The sequence below is a fragment of the Aquincola tertiaricarbonis genome (genome assembly GCF_023573145.1).
GTDB lineage: Bacteria > Pseudomonadota > Gammaproteobacteria > Burkholderiales > Burkholderiaceae_C > Aquincola > Aquincola tertiaricarbonis_B.
In genome coordinates this window covers 1,401,993-1,420,436 of sequence record NZ_CP097636.1, presented here as the reverse complement: position 1 = coordinate 1,420,436, position 18,444 = coordinate 1,401,993, and the positions used below count along the sequence as shown (strand labels likewise).

Below are 18,444 nucleotides of genomic sequence, written 5' to 3'. Positions count from 1 at the left end.
CCGGTAGCCCCTTCGGGCACACATTCAGATCTCCCCGGGTATTGCGCACCCACCTTCACGCTTATGCCTGTCGGATATACGACGCACCGTTCCGTGCAAGTACCGGGCTTTGATGAATTTGGCCATCTCACCCCAGCGCGTCGCCTCGTATCCGCTTCCTGTTCGTCAGGCCAGCGCTTTGCCATCCGGCTTCCTTCAGACCCGCAGTCGCCCACGTAGCCCTTGCCTTCGGCTAACCATTCCCCTTGCCGGGCTGGTGGAGGACTTGCACCTCCAAGTAGGTGCGCCCTGCCGGGCGCACCAAGAAAAAAGGGCTCGCCGATGGCGAGCCCTTTTTGTTTCAGCAGCGCTGAATCAGATCAACGCTGGCGCGGCGACGACTTGAAGCCGCCACCCGAGCGCGGGCCGCCGAAGGCCGGGCGATCGCCGCCACCCGAGCGGAAGCCGCCCTTGTTGAACGGACGACCACGCGGACGGTCGCCACCGAAGCCTTCACGGCGCTGCGCGAACAGGCGCGGCGCCGGCTTCTGCGGCTCCAGGCCTTCGATCGTGGCCACCGGGATCTGCTGCGTCGTGAACTGCTGGATGCGGCGGATCATGCCGGCGTCCGGCGCCTCGGCCAGCGTGATGGCCAGGCCGTTGCGACCGGCACGGCCGGTGCGGCCGATACGGTGCACATAGTCCTCGGCCTTCATCGGCAGGCCGTAGTTGATCACGTGGCTGATGGTGGGCACGTCGATGCCGCGGGCGGCCACGTCGGTGGCCACCAGCACGCGCAGGTGACGGGTGCGCAGGCCTTGCAGCACGCGGTTGCGGCGGCCTTGCGGCATGCCACCGTGCAGCGAAGCCACGTGATGGCCCATGTCGGCCAGTCGGTCGGCCAGCCAGTCGGCGTCACGCTGGGTGCTGGTGAACACCACGGCCTGCTCCATGTCGCGGTCGGCCAGGATGTGGTCCAGCAGCGCATTCTTGTGCTGGCCGTTGTCGGCCCAGTGCAGGCGCTGCTCGATGTTCTCGTGCGTGTCGGTGTGCGAGGCGACGTCGATGGTCTGCGCATCGTCACGCAGCAGCTCCGAGGCCAGGCGGCCCACGTGGCCGGCGAAGGTGGCGCTGAACATCATCGTCTGGCGCTGCTCGGGCAGCGATTCGGCGATGTGGCGGATGTCGTCGATGAAGCCCATGTCCAGCATGCGGTCGGCTTCGTCCAGCACCAGCAGTTCGACGTTGGCCAGGATGGCCTTGCCGCTGGCCATGTGGTCCATCAGGCGGCCGGGGGTGGCGATCAGCACGTCCAGCGGGCCACGCAGGGCCTTGAGCTGGGCGCCGTAGGGCACGCCGCCCACGACCGTGGCCACGCGCAGGCCTTGCACGTGGGTGCCGTAGGTGGAAGCGGCCTTGGAGACCTGCATCGCCAGTTCGCGGGTGGGGGCCAGCACCAGCACGCGCGGGCCATGCACCACGCCCTTTTCACGGCGCTTGCCGTCGCCACGGGCGGCCAGCACGCGGCTCAGCGCGGGCAGCACGAAGGAAGCGGTCTTGCCGCTGCCGGTGCTGGACGACACACGCAGGTCTTGACCCTGCAGGGCCGACGGAATGGCGCGCGATTGCACTTCGGTGGGCTGCGAGTAGCCCGAGTCGGCCACGGCGCGCACCAGCGCGGCATGCAGGCCCAGGGCGGCGAAGCCGTTGGTTTCGCCGTCGCCCGCCGGGGTGTCGGCGGCGGGGGTGTTGGATTCAGTGAACATGGAACGCTTTCTCTTCTCTCGGCGCGCAGGCCAAAGCTTGCGCGGGCCGCACGGGCGTGCAGCCGGGGTCAGGTCGCAGCAACAGGAACGCTCGACGGGCAACTCAGCCAAGGAGTGCCGCACAGTGACAAACGGGCCCAAGCGACGGCATCGCCGCCGACCCGCGCCCCGAGAGGGGCTTCCGGGCAGATTGCCCGGCCACAGAGTCAGTGGGGATGAACGAAACGGCTGATCAAGACAATGCAGCGATCAGCCGAAGCGCGGATTCTACGGTGAATCCGGGTTTTCACCAAGCCCTGAACGGAGAAAGCGTGTTCAAGCCACCGACAGCAGGTGCTGGCGGTAGTAGGCCAGTTCGTCGATCGACTCATGGATGTCGGCCAGCGCGGTGTGCGCCTGCGCCTTCTTGAAGCCGGCCAGGATCTCCGGCTTCCAGCGCTTGGCCAGCTCCTTCAGCGTGCTGACGTCCAGGTTGCGGTAGTGGAAGAAGGCTTCCAGCGCCGGCATGTAGTTGGCCAGGAAGCGGCGGTCCTGGCAGATGGAGTTGCCGCACATCGGGCTCTTGCCGGCGGGCAGGTACTGCGCCAGCCAGGCGATCACCTCGGCCTCGGCATGGGCCTCGTTCACGGTGGAGGCCTTGACGCGGTCGATCAGGCCGCTGCGACCGTGGGTGCCCTTGTTCCAGGCGTCCATCGCGTCCAGCGTGGCGTCGCTCTGGTGGATGGCGAACACCGGGCCTTCGATGCGCACCTGCAGCTGCGGGTCGGTGACGACGACGGCAATCTCGATGATGCGGTCGGTGTTCGGGAAGAGACCGGTCATCTCGAGGTCGATCCAGATCAGGTTCTGGTCGCTCTTGGCGAGGCTGGGAGTCGTGGTGTCGGTCATGGCACGGCAGGTCGGGGAAACGGCCGATTGTCGCAGCCCTACACTCCCGGGCATGCAAGCCCTCCTGCTGTCTTTGCTCTTTGCCGTGGCCCTGCTGGCGGCGATGGGCGTCAAGTTCTGGCTCGCATCGCGCCAGATGCGCCACGTGGCCGCCCATCGCAACCAGGTGCCGCCGGCCTTCGCCACCACCGTCACGCTGGCGGCGCACCAGCGTGCGGCCGACTACACCCTGGCCAAGGGCCGCTTCGGCCTGCTGTCCACGGCCTTCGCCACCCTGGTGCTGCTGGGCTGGACGCTGCTGGGCGGGCTGGACATGCTCAACGGCTGGCTGGTGGCCACCGTGCAGCCGCGCTGGGGCGACATGGCCTACCAGCTGAGCCTGCTGGCCACTTTCGCGCTGATCGCCGGCGCGCTGGAACTGCCCTTCGACCTGTACAACACCTTCCGCATCGAGCAGCGCTTCGGCTTCAACCGCATGACCTGGCGCATGGTGGCGGCCGACACCCTCAAGGGCCTGCTGGTGGCGGCGGTGATCGGTCTGCCGCTGGCCGCGCTCATCCTGTGGATCATGGGCGCCACCGGCAGCCTGTGGTGGCTGTGGGCCTGGGCGGCTTGGACGGGTTTTCAGCTGCTGCTGCTGGTGCTGTACCCCACCGTCATCGCGCCGCTGTTCAACAAGTTCGAGCCACTGCCCGATGAATCGCTGAAGGCCCGCGTGCAATCGCTGATGCAGCGCTGCGGCTTCGCGGCCAAGGGCTTGTACGTGATGGACGGCAGCCGCCGCTCGGCCCACGCCAATGCCTACTTCACCGGCCTGGGTGCGGCCAAGCGGGTGGTGTTCTTCGACACGCTGCTCAACAAGCTGTCGCCCGGCGAGGTGGAGGCGGTGCTGGCGCATGAGCTGGGCCACTTCAAGCACCGCCATGTGCAAAAGCGCATGGCCATGGTGTTCGGCATGAGCCTGCTGGGCCTGGCGCTGCTGGGCTGGTTGTCGCAGCAGACCTGGTTCTTCACCGGCCTGGGCGTGCAGCCCAACCTGCTGGCGCCCAACGATGCGCTGGCACTGCTGCTGTTCATGCTGGCGCTGCCGCCCTTCACTTTCCTGCTGGGGCCGCTGGCGGCGCGCAGCTCGCGCAAGCATGAGTTCGAGGCCGACGCCTATGCCTGCGCCCAGGCCGACGGCCGCGACCTGGCCAGTGCGCTGCTCAAGCTGCACGAGGACAACGCCTCCACGCTGACGCCCGATCCGCTGTACGTGCGCTTTTACTACTCGCACCCGCCGGCCACCGAACGGCTGGCCGCGCTGCGGCTGCAGGGCGCATGACGGCGCCCGGCCTGGTGGTGGCGGCGCACGGCCGCCACTTCATCGTCGAGACGCCCGAAGGCACCCGCCTGACCTGCCACCCGCGCGGCAAAAAAAGCGACTGCGTGGTGGGCGACCGCGTGCGCTGGCAGCCCACCGGCTCGGGCGGTGAGGACGAAGGCGTCATCCAGAAGATCGACCCGCGGCGCAACCTGCTGTTCCGCCAGGACGAATGGAAGACCAAGAGCTTCGCGGCCAACCTCGACCGCATCATCGTGCTGGTGGCGGGCGACCCGATGTTCAGCGAGTCGCAGCTCACCCGTGCGCTGATCGCCGCGGAGGACGCCGGCATCGACGTGTGCGTGGTGCTGAACAAGGCCGACCTGCCGCAGGCCGCGCTGGCCCGCGAGCGGCTGGCACCCTACCGCGCGATGGGCGTGGAGGTGCACGACTGCTCGATCAAGCACGACGCCGAGGCCGCACGGGCGCTGTTCGGCCCTCTGCTGGCCGGCCGCACGACCCTGGTGCTGGGCCCCAGCGGCACCGGCAAGAGCACGTTGATCAACCTGATGGTGCCAGAGGCCGCAGCGCAGGTGGGCGAGATTTCCACCGCGCTGAACTCGGGCCGCCACACCACCACCACCACCCGCTGGTACTGGGTGGACCGGCCGGCCGGCACCGCGCTGATCGATTCACCGGGCTTCCAGGAATTCGGCCTGCAGCAGATCGACGTGCAACGCCTGCCGCGGCTGATGCCCGACCTGCGCGCCCACATCGGCGACTGCCGCTTCTACAACTGCACCCACCGGCAGGAGCCCGGCTGCGGCGTGCGGGCGGCGGTGGAGCGCGGCGACATCAGCCCCTCGCGCTACCGCATCTATGGCGAGCTGTTCGACGAGCTGTCGCGCAGCAGCCATCGCTGAGCAGACATCAACCCAACACGTTGGCGAGGCTCAACAAGGCCACCAGCAGCATCCACAGCACCACCGAGCGCCACACCAGGCCCACCAGGCTTTGCAGGTGCCCCAGTTGCGGCGGCAGGCCGGGCGTGACGCCCGCGGCCCGCATCGCGTCGGGGTCGACGCCGCTCTCGAAGGTCTTGGAACGGTCGGGCGTGATGCCCGGCGCGGCGCCACCGCCCAGCTGCACGCTCAGCGCGCCGGCGGCGGCCGACAGGATGATGCCCTCATTGGCATGCAGCCACAGGCCGGCGTCGCGCCGCCAGACGTTGATGGCTTCCTCGAAGTTGCCCACCACCGCGAAGCCGAAGGCCGTCAGGCGAGCCGGCACATGGTCGATCAGCGAGAACATGCGCTGCGAGATCTCGCGCAGCCGGTCGTTGGAAGGCGCCTGCAGCGCCCGCTGCCGGTAGGCCCAGTAGCGGCTGGCGAACTCGGCCATGCGGTACAGCACGGCGCCCGCCGGGCCCATGCCAAAGGCCGACAGCACGATGAAGCAGAAGAACACGCCCAGCACATGGCGGTGCGCAGCCAGCAGCGAATGCTCGATCACGTGCCGCATCAGCTCGGTGCGGGGCAGCTCGCTGGCGTCCAGGTGGCGCCACTCGGCCAGCAGGCGGCGGGCCTCGTTCTCGTCGCCGCGGTCCAGCGCGTCGCGGATGTCGGTGAAGAAGTGGCTGAACTGGCGGAAGCCCAGCGTCAGGTACAGCACGCCGACGTTGAAGGCCAGGGCCAGCAGCAGGCTGTAGTGCGCGATGGCGGCGAAGAGGCCCCAGGCCAGCAGCGCGGGGGCGATGACGGTGACGCCCCAGACCACCCAGGCGTGGTGCGACTTGCCCGCATCGAAGTTGCGCCCGCTCCAGCCGACCCAGGAGATCAGCGAGTCGTGCACCCAGTTGTCACGCGGCAGCGGCTTGAGCTGTTCGATCAGCAGCGCAAAAAGGACGGCGAAGAAACTCATCGCCCACGATGATAGCGATGCCAACTAGGCTGCCAGGAACCGATAGAGGTTGCGCAGCATCGAGGCTGTGGCGCCCCAGATGAAAAAGGCCTGCTGGCGGCCGTCGGCGGCCGGGCCTTCCCACTGCATCGACAGGAAATGGCGCGCCTGGCCGTCGTACTCGAAGCGGTGGCGGCGGTGGTTGGCCGGCGTCATCAGAAAGGCCAGCGGCACCTCGAAGGCCGACGCCACCTCGAACGGATCGAGCGTGAGTTCAAAGCCCGGCCGCACCAGGCCCACCACCGGCGTGACCACGAAGTTGGTGACGGTGCTGTACGGATGCAGCGTGCCCATCACCTCCACATGCCGGCGGGCCAGGCCCACCTCTTCTTCGGCCTCGCGCAGCGCGGTGTCGATCACGTCGACATCGGTGGGCTCGGCCCGGCCACCCGGAAAGCTCACCTGCCCGGCATGGTCGCGCAGGTGTGCGGTGCGCTGCGTGAGCAGCACCGACAAGCCCTCGGGCCGGTCGACCAGCGGCACCAGCACGGAGGCGAAGGCCGGCTCCCGGCCCGAAGACGCGCCGTCGCCGGTGAACTCGGGCGTCCAGCCGCGGGCTTCGGCGAAGCGCTCACGCAGCGCGCCAGCCGTCAGCAGCCCGGGATCGATGGGGGGCAGCGCATCGTCGATGGCGACGATGGGCACGGCATGCGGATCACGGATGGCGGGTCGGCTCATGGGGCGGTGAGGATAGGCCAGGAACGACAAAGCCGCCCGGAGGCGGCTTTGCGTCGTTGCAGCACCAGCCCGAAGCTAGCACGCAAGCACGATCAGGACAGCTTTTCCTTGATCCGTGCCGACTTGCCCGAACGCTGGCGCAGGTAGTACAGCTTGGCGCGGCGCACGTCACCACGGCGCTTGACTTCGATGCTGGAGATCAGCGGGCTGTACAGCTGGAACGTACGTTCCACGCCTTCGCCGCTGGAGATCTTGCGCACGATGAAGCTGCTGTTCAGGCCGCGGTTGCGCTTGGCGATGACCACGCCTTCGTAGGCCTGCACGCGCTTGCGGGTGCCTTCGACCACATTGACGCTCACGATCACCGTGTCGCCGGGCGCGAACGCCGGAATGGTCTTGTTCAGGCGAGCAATTTCTTCTTGCTCGAGGGTTTGGATCAGGTTCACAAAATTCTCCAAATGATCGTGCCGGCGCTTTGGTTCTTGGGTGCAACGCAGGCGTCGCGCCCGGCAGAGGATCGGTGAAAAGCCTGCGATTATAGCGTGAGCGCGGCCAGGAAGCGCTCGTCGGCCTTCGAAAGGCGCCCTGCCGCCCGCGCGGCATCGATCAGTTCCGGCCGGCGGCGGGCCGTCAGTTCGAGCGAACGCTCGCGCCGCCAGCGCGCGATCTGCGCATGGTGGCCCGACAGCAGCACCGGCGGCACCGGCACATCTTCGCCCGCGTGCTGCCAGCTTTCGGGCCGGCTGTAGTGCGGGCAGTCCAGCAGGCCGTCTTCCGAGAAGCTGTCCTGCTCGTGCGAGGCGGCATCGTTGAGCACGCCGGGCTGCAGCCGCGCGATCGCGTCCAGCAGCGCCATCGCGGGCAATTCGCCGCCGGAAAGGATGAAGTCGCCCAGGCTCAGCTCGATGTGCTGGTGGCGATCGAGGAAGCGCTGGTCGATGCCCTCGTAGCGGCCGCACAGCAGCACGGCGCCGGGGCCGGCGGCCATTTCGCGCACCAGCGCCTGGGTGATGGGCCGGCCGGTGGGCGAAAAATGGATCAGCGGCACCGCATCGGCCCGCTGCGCCCGCACCTCGGCCAGCGCACGGGCCAGCGGATCGGCCAGCATCACCATGCCGGGGCCGCCACCGAAGGGCCGGTCGTCGACGCGGCGGTAGGTGCCCTCGCCATAGTCGCGCAGCGGCCACAGGCGCACGTCCACCGCACCCGATTCATAGGCGCGGCGCGTCACGCCCAGCGACAGGTGCGGGGTGAACAGCTCGGGAAACAGCGTCAGGACGTCGAAGCGCATGGCATTCGGCGAGCGGCCTCAGTAATCCAGGCCCCAGTCAACGGTGATGCGGCGGGCCGGCAGGTCCACCTGGTCGACGTAGGCGTCGACGAAAGGAATGAGGCGTTCAGCGGCTTCGCCGCCAGCGTCGGCCGGCGCATCGGCCGGGCGCAGCTTCAGCACGCTGTGCGGGCCGGTGCTCAGCAGGTCGGTGACCATGCCGAGATGGGCCCCTTCGCGGTTGTAGACCTCCAGGCCGATCAGGTCGACCCAGTAGTACTCACCTTCCGAAGGGGTGGGGAAGCTGCTGCGCGACACGAACACCTGGGCGCCCTTGAGCGCTTCGGCGGCATTGCGGTCGGGCACTTCCTGGGCGGTGGCCACGACGCCATCGCCGTGGTCGCGGGCGCCGGTGATCTTCAGCAGCCGGTGGCCCGGCTGGATGAACCAGCGCCGCGACGAGAACAAGGCCTTGGGGTCGGACGCGTAAGGCAGCACCTTGAGCGCGCCCTTGATGCCCCAGGGCCCGAGGATCCGGCCGACCTCCACCGCGTCTTCAGGCCAGGCGGTATCGCCCGGTGCAGGCGTGGTGGCGTTCATCGGCCGGAATCCGTGTCTCAGGCAGCGGTCTTGGCGTTGCCCACCAGGCGGGCGACGGTGGGCGACAGCTGGGCGCCAACGCCCTTCCAGTAGGTCACGCGGTCTTGCGCCACGCGCAGCGACTCGGCAGCGCCGGAAGCCACGGGGTTGTAGAAACCGACGCGCTCGATGAAGCGGCCGTCGCGACGCTCACGCGCATCGGCAACGACGATGTTGTAGAAGGGGCGCTTCTTGGAGCCGCCACGGGCCAGACGGATGACAACCATTGTGTTTCCTCGGAGATTCCTGCGAATCGACCGCCTCACCGGGGAGACACCACCAGGTCTGGCAATCGTGAAAGGCGCCAGCCGCAGGTTGCGGGCCGGTCGCCACGGGCTCGGTGCTGTAGATACGCCAAAGCGGTGGATGGGTGGAACCCCTCTGCCGCCGGCCAGCGCCGAAACCGCGCATTATAAACTGTTGTGCATGACCAATCTGCTGATTCGCCCGAGCACGGCCGCTGACCTGCCCGCCATCACCGCCATCTACCAACACGCGGTGCTGCACGGCACCGGCACTTTCGAGCTGGAAGCGCCCGACGAGGCGGAAATGGCCAAGCGCCGCGAGGCGGTGCTGGCCAACGGCCTGCCCTGGCTGGTGGCCGAACGCGGCGGCCAGCTGCTGGGTTATGCCTACGCCAACGTGTTCCGCCCGCGCCGCGCCTACCGCTTCTGCCTGGAAGACTCCATCTACCTGCACCCCGATGCACAGGGCCAGGGCGTGGGCAAGCAGCTGCTGGTGGAGCTGATGGCCCAGTGCGAGGCGCGCGGCGCGCGGCAGATGCTGGCGGTGATCGGTGACTCGGCCAACGCCGGCTCGATCGGCGTGCACCGCAGCTGCGGCTTCGAGCACACCGGCGTGCTCAAGGCCTCGGGATGGAAATTCGGCCGCTGGCTGGATGTGGTGCTGATGCAACGCGCGCTGGGCGACGGCGACAGCAACGCCCCGGCCGCGGACTGACGGCCATGGCGGCCTACAAGTCGAAGACGCTGGCCACCTGGGTGGCGCTGCTGGTGGGCAGCCTGGGGCTGCACCGCTTCTACCTCTACGGCTTCAAGGACCGGCTGGGCTGGTTCTACTGCATCCCCACCTTCCTGGGGCTGCACGGCATCCAGCGGGTGCAGGACTACGGCCTGGACGATCACCTGAGCTGGGCGCTGATTCCGCTGCTGGGGCTGATGGTGGCGCAGGCGATGCTGGCCGCCATCCTCTACGGGCTGACGCCCGATGAGCGCTGGGACGCCCGCCACAACCCGGGCCAGCCGGTGCACGCCACCCGCTGGGCGCCGGTGCTGGGCGTGATCACCGCGCTGCTGATCGGCGCCGGCGTGCTGATGGCCACCATCGCCTTCAGCGGCCAGCGCTACTTCGAGTACCAGGTCGAAGAGGCCAAAAAAATAAGTCAATAAGACTTAAAGAATCTGCAGGCCCAACCAGTAGAAAACGGCCGCGATGAAGGCCGAGGCGGGGATGGTGAGGACCCAGGCCCAGACGATGTTGCCGGCCACGCCCCAGCGCACCGCCGAGGCGCTGCGCACCGAGCCCACGCCGACGATGGCGCCGGTGATGGTGTGGGTGGTGGACACCGGGATGCCCAGCGCGGTGGCGAAGAACAGCGTCATCGCGCCACCCGTCTCGGCACAGAAGCCGCCCACCGGCTTGAGCTTGGTGATCTTCTGGCCCATGGTCTTGACGATGCGCCAGCCGCCGAACATGGTGCCCAGGCCGATGGCGATGTAGCACGACCAGATGACCCAGCTGGGCGGCATCGCGTCGCTGGCATTGGCGTAGCCGGTGGCGATCAGCAGCATCCAGATGATGCCGATGGTCTTCTGCGCATCGTTGCCGCCGTGGCCCAGGCTGTACAGCCCGGCCGACACCAGCTGCAGTCGGCGGAACCAGTTGTCCACCCGCAGCGGCGAGCTGCGACGGCACACCCAGGCCACCGCCACCATCATCAGCGAGCCCAGCAGGTAACCCAGCAGCGGCGAAACGAAGATGAAGGCCACCGTCTTGAGCACGCCGCCGGCCACCAGGGCGCCCACGCCCGACTTGGCGATCACCGCGCCGACGATGCCGCCGATCAGCGCATGGCTGCTGCTCGACGGAATGCCGTACCACCAGGTGATCACGTTCCAGGCGATGGCGCCGACCAGCGCGCCGAACACCACATGGTGATCGACGATGCCGGGCTGCACGATGCCCTTGCCCACCGTGGCCGCCACGCTGAGGTGGAAGACGAAGATCGCGATCACGTTGAACGTGGCCGCGAACACCACCGCCTGCTGAGGCTTGAGCACGCCGGTGGACACGACGGTGGCGATGGAGTTCGCCGCGTCGTGGAAACCATTCATGAAATCGAACAGCACTGCCAGCACCACCAGCAGCACCACCACCCAGAAACTGACCTGAACCGCGTCCATCGTGCGCCGGCGGCCTTCAGGAGTTCTCGAGGACGATGCCCTCGACGAGGTTGGCCACGTCTTCGCAGCGGTCGGTGATCGACTCCAGCTGCTCGTAGATGGCCTTGAGCTTGATCAGCTCGCGCACGTCGGGTTGCTCGCGGAACAGCTTGCTCATGGCCGAGCGCATCACGCGATCGGCGTCCGATTCCAGCTTGTCGATCTCTTCGCAGGTCTTGAGCGCTGCCTCCACCACGGTATGGTCCGACAGCTTGGACAGCAGCGTGACCACATGGGCCACGCGGTCGCAGCACTTGGCGCTGAGGTCGCCCAGGCGCATCGTCTCTTCGGTCATCTCCCGCACGTCGTACAGCTGCATGGTCTCGGTGGCGTCCTGCAGCAGGTCCAGCACGTCGTCCATCGCATTGATCAGGCCGTGGATCTGCTCGCGGTCGATCGGCGTGATGAAGGTCTTGTGCAGCAGCCGGTTCACCTCGGCGGTGATGCGGTCGGCATTGCGCTCGGCGGCGATCACGTCGGCGGCGTACTGCTCGCGCAGCGTGGTGTCGGCGTAGTGCTCGATCATCCGCGTGAAGGCGCGGGCGCCTTCGGCGATCTGCTTGCCGTGTTCGATGAAGAGTTCAAAAAAATTGCCCTCGCGGGGCAGCAGCTTGCCGAACAGCATCGGTCTTTCCTCGTTCGGGCGGCGCATGCCTGTCACACGACAGTCACGGCACGGTCATAAAGGCGTCAGGGCGCGCAGTGTAAGCGGGCCATCCCTACCAGGCTTCGCGCGGGCCGCGGAAGTCCTGCAGCCGCTGCAACAGCCGGTCCAGGTCGGCCGGCTGCGCCAAGGGGTTGAAGCGGGTGGTGTCGATGGCCAGCACCGGCAGGCCGGGCTCGCGCTCGAACCAGGCGGCATAGGCATGCCCCAGGCGCTGCAGGTAGGCCGGGTCCATGCCCTGCTCCATCGCCAGGCCGCGCTGCGCGATGCGGCCCAGCAGCGTGGCCGGGTCGGCCTGCAGCCAGATCACCAGGTCGGGCGCCGGCATCTGCGGCGCCATCGCGGCGTGGATCTGGCTGTAGAGCCGGAACTCGTCGTCCGACAGCGTGAGCTGCGCGAACAACGCGTCCTTGGCGAACATGAAGTCGCTGACCACGCGCGGCGTGAACATGCCGGGCTGCGCCAGCTCGCGGTACTGCTCGATGCGCTGGAACAGGAAGCACAGCTGCGTCTGCATCGCATAGCGCGCGGGGTCGGCGTAGAAGCGCTCGAGGAACGGGTTGTCGTGCGGGCGCTCCAGCAGCAACTGCGCATCGAGCCGGGCGGCCAGCAGCCGCGCCAGCGTGCTCTTGCCGGCGCCGATCGGACCTTCGATGGCGATGTGGCGCAGGCGGTCGAGCATGGCCGGTGGCGCGTTCAGCGCCCGTCCAGGCGCTCGATGGCCTGGTCGGCGCAGGCCGCCAGCAGCGGGGCGACCGGGCCCAGGCCTTCGATGATCAGGCCGGGCGCCAGCTCCGCCAGCGGCGCCAGCACGAAGGCCCGCTGGTGCAGCCGCGGGTGCGGCAGCGTCAGGCGCGCGCTGTGCTGCCGCTGCCCGCCCATCAGCAGCAGGTCCAGGTCCAGCGTGCGTGGTGCGTTGCGGTAGGGGCGCTCGCGGCCATGCTGCTGCTCGATGGCCTGCAGCGCGTCCAGCAGCGCCTCGGGCGCCAGGCTGCTGCGCAGCTCGGCCACGGCGTTCAGGTAGTCGGGGCCGCCGGCATCCACCGGCGCGGTGCGGTAGAAGCTGGAGCGGCCGAGCAACCGGGTGCCGGGCAACGCCGCCAGTGCGGCGAGCGCCGCTTCCAGCGTGGTCCGGGCATCGCCCAGGTTGGCACCCAGGCCGACGAAGATGCGCTCGTCGGCGGTGGGCGCGGTCGTCGGGCTCAAGGCGCCTCGCCGCCCGGCGCGGCGGCCGGTCCGGATTCGCTGCCCTCAGCGCCGGCCGAAGCGGCCCCGGCCGGCTTGCGGCGGCGGCGACGGCGCTTGCGGGCCGGCGCGCCGTCGGACGGCGCGCTGCCCAGGCCCTCGTCACCGTCCAGTTCGGCCGAGGCGTCGGCGCCTTCAGCGTCGTCGCCACCGTTGTCGCCGGCAGCTGCCACGGCAGCTTCGCCGGCTTCGGCCTTGGGCTTGCGGCTGCGCGGCGGCTTGGCGGCAGCACCGCCGGCCGCCGGCACGCGGCGCGTCTTGCCCTGCTGTTCGCGCGCGGCGGCCAGCAGCGCTTCACGCTCTTCCGGCGTGCCCAGCGCAAAGTCTTCCCACCATTCGGCCAGCGCCGGGTCCACCTCGCCGGCATCGGCGCGCAGCCGCAGGAAGTCGTAGCCGGCGCGGAAGCGCGGCTGCTCCACCAGCGAGAAGGGCGCGTTGCCGGTGCGGCGCTCGAAGCGCGGCTGCATCCCCCAGATCTCGCGCATGTCGGTGCCCAGCTTGCCGCGGCCCGAGATGTCGCCCACGCGGGCGTCGAACACCGCGTCCACCGCCTCCATCAGCGCCGGGAACGGCGGATCGCCCGCATCGCGGCGGCGTTGCCAGCCGGCCAGCACCTCGTGCCACAGCAGGCAGGCCAGCAGGAAGCTGGGCGCCACCGGGCGGTTTTCGGCCACGCGGCGGTCGGTGTCGGCCAGCGCCAGCTCGACGAACTTGCGGCGCTCGGCATGCTGGGGCTGGTCGGCGCCGGGGCCGATCAGCACGTCCAGCATCGGGAAGCGGCTGCCCAGGCCCTGCTTGCGCAGCTCCTGAACGCTGGCCACGGCATGGCCGGTCTGCAGCAGCTTGATGGTCTCGTCGAACAGGCGTGAGACGGGGATGTTGTCCAGCAGCGCCGCCATCTCGGCGATGGGGGCGCGGGTCTTGGCCTCGATCTGGAAGCCCAGCTTGGCCGCGAAGCGCACCACGCGCACGATGCGCACCGGGTCTTCGCGGTAGCGGGTCACCGGATCGCCGATCATGCGCAGCACCTGGCGCTCGATGTCCTTCAGGCCGCCGTGGTAGTCCACGACGATCTCGCTCACCGGGTCGTAGTACATCGCGTTGATCGTGAAGTCGCGGCGGGCGGCGTCCTCGATCTGCGGGCCCCAGACGTTGTCGCGCAGCACCCGGCCGGCGGCGTCCACCGCATGGCTCTTGTTGGCCAGCTCGGCCTTCGAGGTCTTCTCGTTGCCACCCACCTGCTCGGCGGCGCTGTTGTCCAGGTAGGCGCGGAAGGTGGACACCTCCACCACCTCGTGCTCGCGGCCACGGCCGAAGATCACATGCACGATGCGGAAGCGCCGGCCGATGATGAAGGCCCGGCGGAACAGCGCCTTCACCTCCTCGGGCGTGGCGTTGGTGGCGACGTCGAAATCCTTGGGCCGGCGGTTGACCAGCAGGTCGCGCACCGCGCCGCCCACGATGTAGGCCTCGAAGCCGGCGTCCTTGAGGGTGCGCACCACGCGCACCGCACGCTCGTCCAGCAGCTCGGGGTTGATGCGGTGCTCGGCGGCCGGCACCTCCACCCGTTTGCCCAGCGGCACCTTGGCGACGCCGGCCTTGCCGGCCTTGGCGGGCGACTTGCCCAGCAGCCTGTCGATGAAGGTCTTGATCATTCGAAAAGTCTCAGGATGCGCCAGCCGCGCTCCCGCGCGATGGCTTCGAGCGCGGCGCTCGGGTTGGTGGCGACGGCATCGGTCGCCCATTCGAGCAGCGGCAGGTCGTTGGTGGAGTCGCTGTAGACGGTGATGCGGTCGAAGTCGGCGCGCTGGCGGCCTTGGGCGGCCAGCCAGGCCTCGACCCGCGGCACCTTGCCCTCGCGGTACGAGGGAATGCCCTGGATGTCGCCGGTGACGCGGCCCTGCGCATCGCGCGCCAGTTCCACCGCGATCAGGGTCGGCACCTCGAAGGCGCGGGCGATGGGCTGGGTGACGAACTCGTTGGTGGCGGTGACGATGGCGATCAGGTCGCCCGCCTCGGCATGGCCGCGCACCAGCGCGCGTGCGCTGTCGTGCAGCACCGGCTGGATGGCTTCCTCGAAAAAGCGCACACGGCCGGCCTCGATCTCGTCGAAGGGCCGGTCGCGCCAGGGCGAGGTGGCAAAGCGGATGTAGGCCGCCAGGTCGAGCCGGCCGGCCTGGTAGTCGGCGAAGAAGCGGTCGTTCTCGGCCTGGAAGGCGGCGCCATCGGCCCAGCCAGTGCGCACCATGAACTGGCCGAAGGCGTGGTCGGAATCGATGGGCAGCAGCGTGCCGTCCAGGTCGAACAGCGTGAGGTTCATGCGCCCTGCCCTTCTTCGGCCAGCATCAGCTTGAGCAGCGGCACCGTGACCTGGCGCTGCTCTGCGAGCGCGAAGTCGTCCAGCCGGTCCAGCAGGCCCATCAGGTCTTTCATGTCGCGCGACAAGCGGCTCAGCACGTAGTCCATCACTTCATCGGAGAGAAAAATGCCGCGCCGGTCGGCCTCGCGGCGCAGCGCGGCGCGGGCCTCGGCCTCGGTCAGCGGCTGCAGCCCGAACACCGGGCCCCAGCCCAGCCGGGTGCGCAGGTCGTCGCGCACCGGCAGGTCCACCGGCGGCAGCCGGCCGGCGGCCACCAGCTGCACGCCGTGGCTCATGGCCTCGATGAACAGCGTGAAGGCGCCGTGCTGGCGGGCGGCGTCCAGCGCGTCGGCTTCGTCGATGACGATCAGCGACCAAGTGTCGTCGAATTCAAACGGCAGCGGCGAGGCGGCATTGAACCAGCCGGCGCGCTCGCCGCGCTCCTGCGCGGCCAGGGTGAGCGCCCGCAGCAGGTGGGTCTTGCCGCTGCCGGCCGGGCCCCACAGGTACACCGGCGGTGAAGGCGGCTGCAGCGACTGCAGGTGGGCCACGGCCGGGGCGTTGGCGCGGGCCAGGTAGCTTTCAAAGGTTTGCGGCGGGCGCGGCCCGAACGCCAGCGGCAACTGTCTCATGTGTTCTTGGGTTCGCCGGGCGACGCCGCGCGCGAAGCGGCGGATTGTAAAGAACCCGCCCGAGGTGGCCTGAAGGCTGGCTCAGTGCAGAGGAGGCCTGCCGCTGCGGCGCAGCTGCGTCATGCGGCGGCGCAGCGCGGCGGCGTCTTCCGCGTCGGGCCGGTGCTGCAGGTAGATGGCGAGGTCGTCCGCCGCCTCGTCGGTGCGGCCCAGCTCTTCCAGGCACAGCGCGCGGTCGCGCCGCTGCTCCCACTGCTGCGGCAGCAGCACCACCAGCCGCTCGATCACCGCAAACAGCCGTGGCCAGTCGTGCGCGCTGCGGTGGATCTCCTTCAGGTTGCCCAGCATGCGGGCCAGCACGTCGCGCGCCGGCGTGGACTGCAGGAACAGGCCCAGCGGCACCTCGAAATCGCCCTCCAGCCCCTGCTGGCGGCGGTACGGCGCCAGGCGCTCGTCCAGGTCTTCCCGCGAGAGCGACTGGCCGTTGAAGGGGTCGATCACCACTTCGCCCTGCGTCATGCGCAGCTTGACCAGGAAATGTCCGGGGAAGGAGACGCCGCGCGCGGTCAGGCCGATCTGCGTGGCGATCTCGATGTAGAGCAGCGCCAGGCTGATGGGGATGCCGCGGCGGGTTTCCAGCACCTTGTGCAGGTAGCTGTTGGCCGGGTCGTAGTAATCGTTGACGTTGCCGCCAAAACCCAGTTCATGGAAGAAATAGCGGTTGAGCAGACGCAGCTTCTGCAGCGCCGCCGCGTCCGACGGGATGCGGCGCTTGAGCTGCCAGGCCAGGCTGTCGATGTCGGCCAGCACGGTCTGGGGGTCGAGCTGGGGATGCTCGTCCTGGGCGATGGACACCGCCGCCTCGAGCAAGGAGAGGCTTTCGTCCTCGGCCACCAGCGACGCGAAGTAGGTCAGCGGGGACGGGGCCTCGAAGCGCAGCGAACCGGTCATGGAACCAGTGTAGGCGATGGCTTCAGCCGTGCCGCGCGAAGTGACGAGGCCGCAATCCCAGCAGGGCCAGCAGCCCGAAGTACAGCACCGCCACGCCGCCCAGCACACCGGCCATCCAGGCCGCGCGCAGCCCGGCATGGGCCTGCAGGCCGATCCAGTCGATGCGCACCGACGCGAACGCCAGCACCCCGCCCAGCACCGCGGTGGCGATGCCGATGCGCAGCAGAAAAAGGCCCCAGCCCGGCCGCGGCAGGTAAACGCCGCGCTTGAGCAGGCCCCACAGCAGCCAGCTGGCATTGACCAGCGCCCCCAGGCCGATGGACAGCGCCAGCCCCGCATGCCCCAGCCAGGGCACGAACACCAGGTTCAGCAGCTGGGTGACCACCAGCACGATGATGGCGATGCGCACCGGCGTGCGGATGTCCTGGCGGGCATAAAAGCCCGGCGCCAGCACCTTCACCGCCACCAGCCCCATCAGCCCGGCGCCGTAGCCCATCAAGGCACGCACCGTCTGCTCCACGTCGGTGGGCGTGAACTGGCCGTAATGGAACAGCACCGCCACCAGCGGCCGGGCGAACACCAGCAGCGCGATGGCACAGGGCAAGGCCATCACCAGCATCAGCCGCAGGCCCCAGTCGAGCAGGCCGGAGTAACGCTCGGTATCGCCCTTGGCCTGTGCGGCCGACAGCTGCGGCAGCAGCACCACGCCCAGGGCCACGCCCAGCAGCCCGGTGGGAAATTCCATCAGCCGGTCGGCGTAGAACAGCCACGACACCGCACCCACGCCCACGCGCGAGGCGATCTGGGTGTTGATCAGCAGCGACAGCTGCGCCACCGACACGCCCACCAGCGCCGGCGCCATCTGCTTGAGCACCCGGTGCACGCCGGGGTGGTGCCAGGCCGCCTTGATGGAAGCGGGCAGCAGCCCGATGCGCGGCAGCGCGCCCAGCCGCGCCAGCGCCGGCACCTGCACCGCCAGCTGCAGCACGCCGCCCACCAGCACACCCACGGCAATGGCGTAGATGGGCTCGATGCCATGGCGCTGGAACACCGGCGCCAGCCACACCGCCGCCACGATCCACGCGATGTTGAGCAGCACCGGCGTGAGCGCCGGCACCGTGAACTGCCGCCAGGTGTTGAGGATGCCGCCGGCCAGCGCCACCAGCGACATGAAGCCGATGTACGGGAACATCCAGCGGGTGAGCTGCACCGCGTCGTCGAAGCGGGCCAGGCCCGAACCGATGGCCAGCACCAGCAGCGGCGCGCCGATGATGCCCACCACCACGGTGGCGGCCAGCGCCCAGAACAGCATGGTGGCCACCGCGTTGATCAACTGGTGCGTGGCGGCGTCGCCGTCGCGCTCACGCGTGGCGGCCAGGATGGGCACGAACGCCTGGGAGAAGGCACCCTCGGCGAACAGCCGCCGCAGCAGGTTGGGAATGCGGAACGCCACGTTGAAGGCGTCGGTCCAGGCGCTGGCGCCGAAGGCACCGGCCATCAACTGGTCGCGCACGAGGCCGGTGATGCGCGAGGCAAGCGTCAGCAGGGAGACGGTGGAGGCGGCCTTGAAGAGATTCACGGGGTGGGCGGCCGGGGCCGCGGTCACGGGAAGAGGGCCAAGGCACGCGAGGCACCCCGGGCCGCGAGGC

Annotated in this window: 21 protein-coding genes; 4 read left to right on the top strand and 17 right to left on the bottom strand. The window is 69.2% G+C overall.

What is annotated here, in order from left to right; all coding sequences use genetic code 11:
• Positions 1-359: 359 nt before the first annotated feature.
• Together MW290_RS20825 and orn are read right to left on the bottom strand one after the other, a co-directional pair.
• Positions 360-1,745: a DEAD/DEAH box helicase gene (locus MW290_RS20825; RefSeq protein WP_250199587.1), complete on the bottom strand. Its 1,386-nt coding sequence runs from the start codon at positions 1,743-1,745 to the stop codon at positions 360-362.
• 315 nt (positions 1,746-2,060) lie between these two features.
• Positions 2,061-2,633 (bottom strand): oligoribonuclease, encoded by a 573-nt coding sequence (gene orn, locus MW290_RS20820; protein WP_250199586.1) that lies wholly within the window; start codon positions 2,631-2,633, stop codon positions 2,061-2,063.
• Positions 2,634-2,685: 52 nt separating this feature from the next.
• Here orn and MW290_RS20815 point away from each other — a divergent pair, with 52 nt between their 5' ends.
• Together MW290_RS20815 and rsgA are read left to right on the top strand one after the other, a co-directional pair.
• The gene (locus tag MW290_RS20815; protein ID WP_250199585.1) at positions 2,686-3,957 is read left to right on the top strand and encodes a M48 family metallopeptidase; all 1,272 of its coding nucleotides are present in this window, start codon (positions 2,686-2,688) and stop codon (positions 3,955-3,957) included.
• On the top strand, positions 3,954-4,859 hold the full coding sequence (gene rsgA / locus MW290_RS20810; RefSeq protein ID WP_250199584.1) for a ribosome small subunit-dependent GTPase A: 906 nt from the start codon (positions 3,954-3,956) through the stop codon (positions 4,857-4,859). Before MW290_RS20815 ends, rsgA begins: the two co-directional genes overlap by 4 nt.
• Positions 4,860-4,866: 7 nt before the next feature.
• Here rsgA and MW290_RS20805 read toward each other — a convergent pair whose 3' ends face one another.
• The 6 genes from MW290_RS20805 to rpsP form a co-directional block, all read right to left on the bottom strand.
• Complete coding sequence (locus MW290_RS20805) at positions 4,867-5,856, bottom strand: CobD/CbiB family protein (RefSeq protein ID WP_250199583.1); 990 nt, start codon at positions 5,854-5,856, stop codon at positions 4,867-4,869.
• A 24-nt stretch (positions 5,857-5,880) separates the two neighbouring features.
• Positions 5,881-6,573 (bottom strand): CoA pyrophosphatase, encoded by a 693-nt coding sequence (locus MW290_RS20800; RefSeq protein ID WP_250199582.1) that lies wholly within the window; start codon positions 6,571-6,573, stop codon positions 5,881-5,883.
• A 92-nt stretch (positions 6,574-6,665) separates the two neighbouring features.
• Positions 6,666-7,019, bottom strand: a complete 354-nt coding sequence (gene rplS / locus MW290_RS20795; RefSeq protein ID WP_046113621.1) for a 50S ribosomal protein L19 — start codon at positions 7,017-7,019, stop codon at positions 6,666-6,668.
• A gap of 89 nt (positions 7,020-7,108) precedes the next feature.
• Positions 7,109-7,864 carry a tRNA (guanosine(37)-N1)-methyltransferase TrmD gene (trmD, locus tag MW290_RS20790; RefSeq protein WP_250199581.1) on the bottom strand — a complete coding sequence of 252 codons (756 nt, stop codon included), beginning with the start codon at positions 7,862-7,864 and terminating at the stop codon, positions 7,109-7,111.
• An 18-nt stretch (positions 7,865-7,882) separates the two neighbouring features.
• Positions 7,883-8,443, bottom strand: coding sequence for a ribosome maturation factor RimM (gene rimM, locus MW290_RS20785; protein WP_250199580.1), 561 nt, complete (start codon positions 8,441-8,443; stop codon positions 7,883-7,885).
• Positions 8,444-8,460: 17 nt separating this feature from the next.
• Entirely contained in the window at positions 8,461-8,709 is a 249-nt protein-coding gene (gene rpsP, locus MW290_RS20780; RefSeq protein WP_250199579.1) for a 30S ribosomal protein S16, read from the bottom strand.
• A gap of 199 nt (positions 8,710-8,908) precedes the next feature.
• Between rpsP and MW290_RS20775 the strand changes: the two genes are divergently transcribed.
• Together MW290_RS20775 and MW290_RS20770 are read left to right on the top strand one after the other, a co-directional pair.
• Positions 8,909-9,442, top strand: a complete 534-nt coding sequence (locus tag MW290_RS20775) for a GNAT family N-acetyltransferase (RefSeq protein WP_250199578.1) — start codon at positions 8,909-8,911, stop codon at positions 9,440-9,442.
• A 5-nt stretch (positions 9,443-9,447) separates the two neighbouring features.
• Positions 9,448-9,891: an NINE protein gene (locus tag MW290_RS20770; protein WP_250199577.1), complete on the top strand. Its 444-nt coding sequence runs from the start codon at positions 9,448-9,450 to the stop codon at positions 9,889-9,891.
• A gap of 3 nt (positions 9,892-9,894) precedes the next feature.
• Here MW290_RS20770 and MW290_RS20765 read toward each other — a convergent pair whose 3' ends face one another.
• From MW290_RS20765 to murJ, 9 genes are all read right to left on the bottom strand, one after another.
• Positions 9,895-10,905, bottom strand: coding sequence for an inorganic phosphate transporter (locus MW290_RS20765; protein ID WP_250199576.1), 1,011 nt, complete (start codon positions 10,903-10,905; stop codon positions 9,895-9,897).
• A gap of 16 nt (positions 10,906-10,921) precedes the next feature.
• Positions 10,922-11,569 carry a DUF47 domain-containing protein gene (locus tag MW290_RS20760; protein ID WP_250199575.1) on the bottom strand — a complete coding sequence of 216 codons (648 nt, stop codon included), beginning with the start codon at positions 11,567-11,569 and terminating at the stop codon, positions 10,922-10,924.
• Positions 11,570-11,663: 94 nt separating this feature from the next.
• On the bottom strand, positions 11,664-12,290 hold the full coding sequence (locus MW290_RS20755; RefSeq protein WP_250199574.1) for a deoxynucleoside kinase: 627 nt from the start codon (positions 12,288-12,290) through the stop codon (positions 11,664-11,666).
• A 14-nt stretch (positions 12,291-12,304) separates the two neighbouring features.
• Complete coding sequence (gene folK, locus MW290_RS20750; RefSeq protein WP_250199573.1) at positions 12,305-12,814, bottom strand: 2-amino-4-hydroxy-6-hydroxymethyldihydropteridine diphosphokinase; 510 nt, start codon at positions 12,812-12,814, stop codon at positions 12,305-12,307.
• A complete protein-coding gene (gene pcnB, locus MW290_RS20745; RefSeq protein ID WP_250199572.1) occupies positions 12,811-14,508 on the bottom strand; it encodes a polynucleotide adenylyltransferase PcnB in 1,698 nt (565 codons plus the stop codon). The genes folK and pcnB overlap by 4 nt, the downstream gene beginning before the upstream one ends.
• Positions 14,505-15,173 carry an HAD family hydrolase gene (locus MW290_RS20740; protein ID WP_250199571.1) on the bottom strand — a complete coding sequence of 223 codons (669 nt, stop codon included), beginning with the start codon at positions 15,171-15,173 and terminating at the stop codon, positions 14,505-14,507. Before MW290_RS20740 ends, pcnB begins: the two co-directional genes overlap by 4 nt.
• Positions 15,170-15,844 (bottom strand): DnaA regulatory inactivator Hda, encoded by a 675-nt coding sequence (gene hda, locus MW290_RS20735; protein WP_250199570.1) that lies wholly within the window; start codon positions 15,842-15,844, stop codon positions 15,170-15,172. Before hda ends, MW290_RS20740 begins: the two co-directional genes overlap by 4 nt.
• Before the next feature lie 81 nt (positions 15,845-15,925).
• Positions 15,926-16,795 carry a SirB1 family protein gene (locus MW290_RS20730; RefSeq protein ID WP_250199569.1) on the bottom strand — a complete coding sequence of 290 codons (870 nt, stop codon included), beginning with the start codon at positions 16,793-16,795 and terminating at the stop codon, positions 15,926-15,928.
• Between the two features lie 22 nt (positions 16,796-16,817).
• Positions 16,818-18,374, bottom strand: a complete 1,557-nt coding sequence (murJ, locus tag MW290_RS20725; RefSeq protein WP_250200073.1) for a murein biosynthesis integral membrane protein MurJ — start codon at positions 18,372-18,374, stop codon at positions 16,818-16,820.
• Between the last annotated feature and the right edge of the window lie 70 nt (positions 18,375-18,444).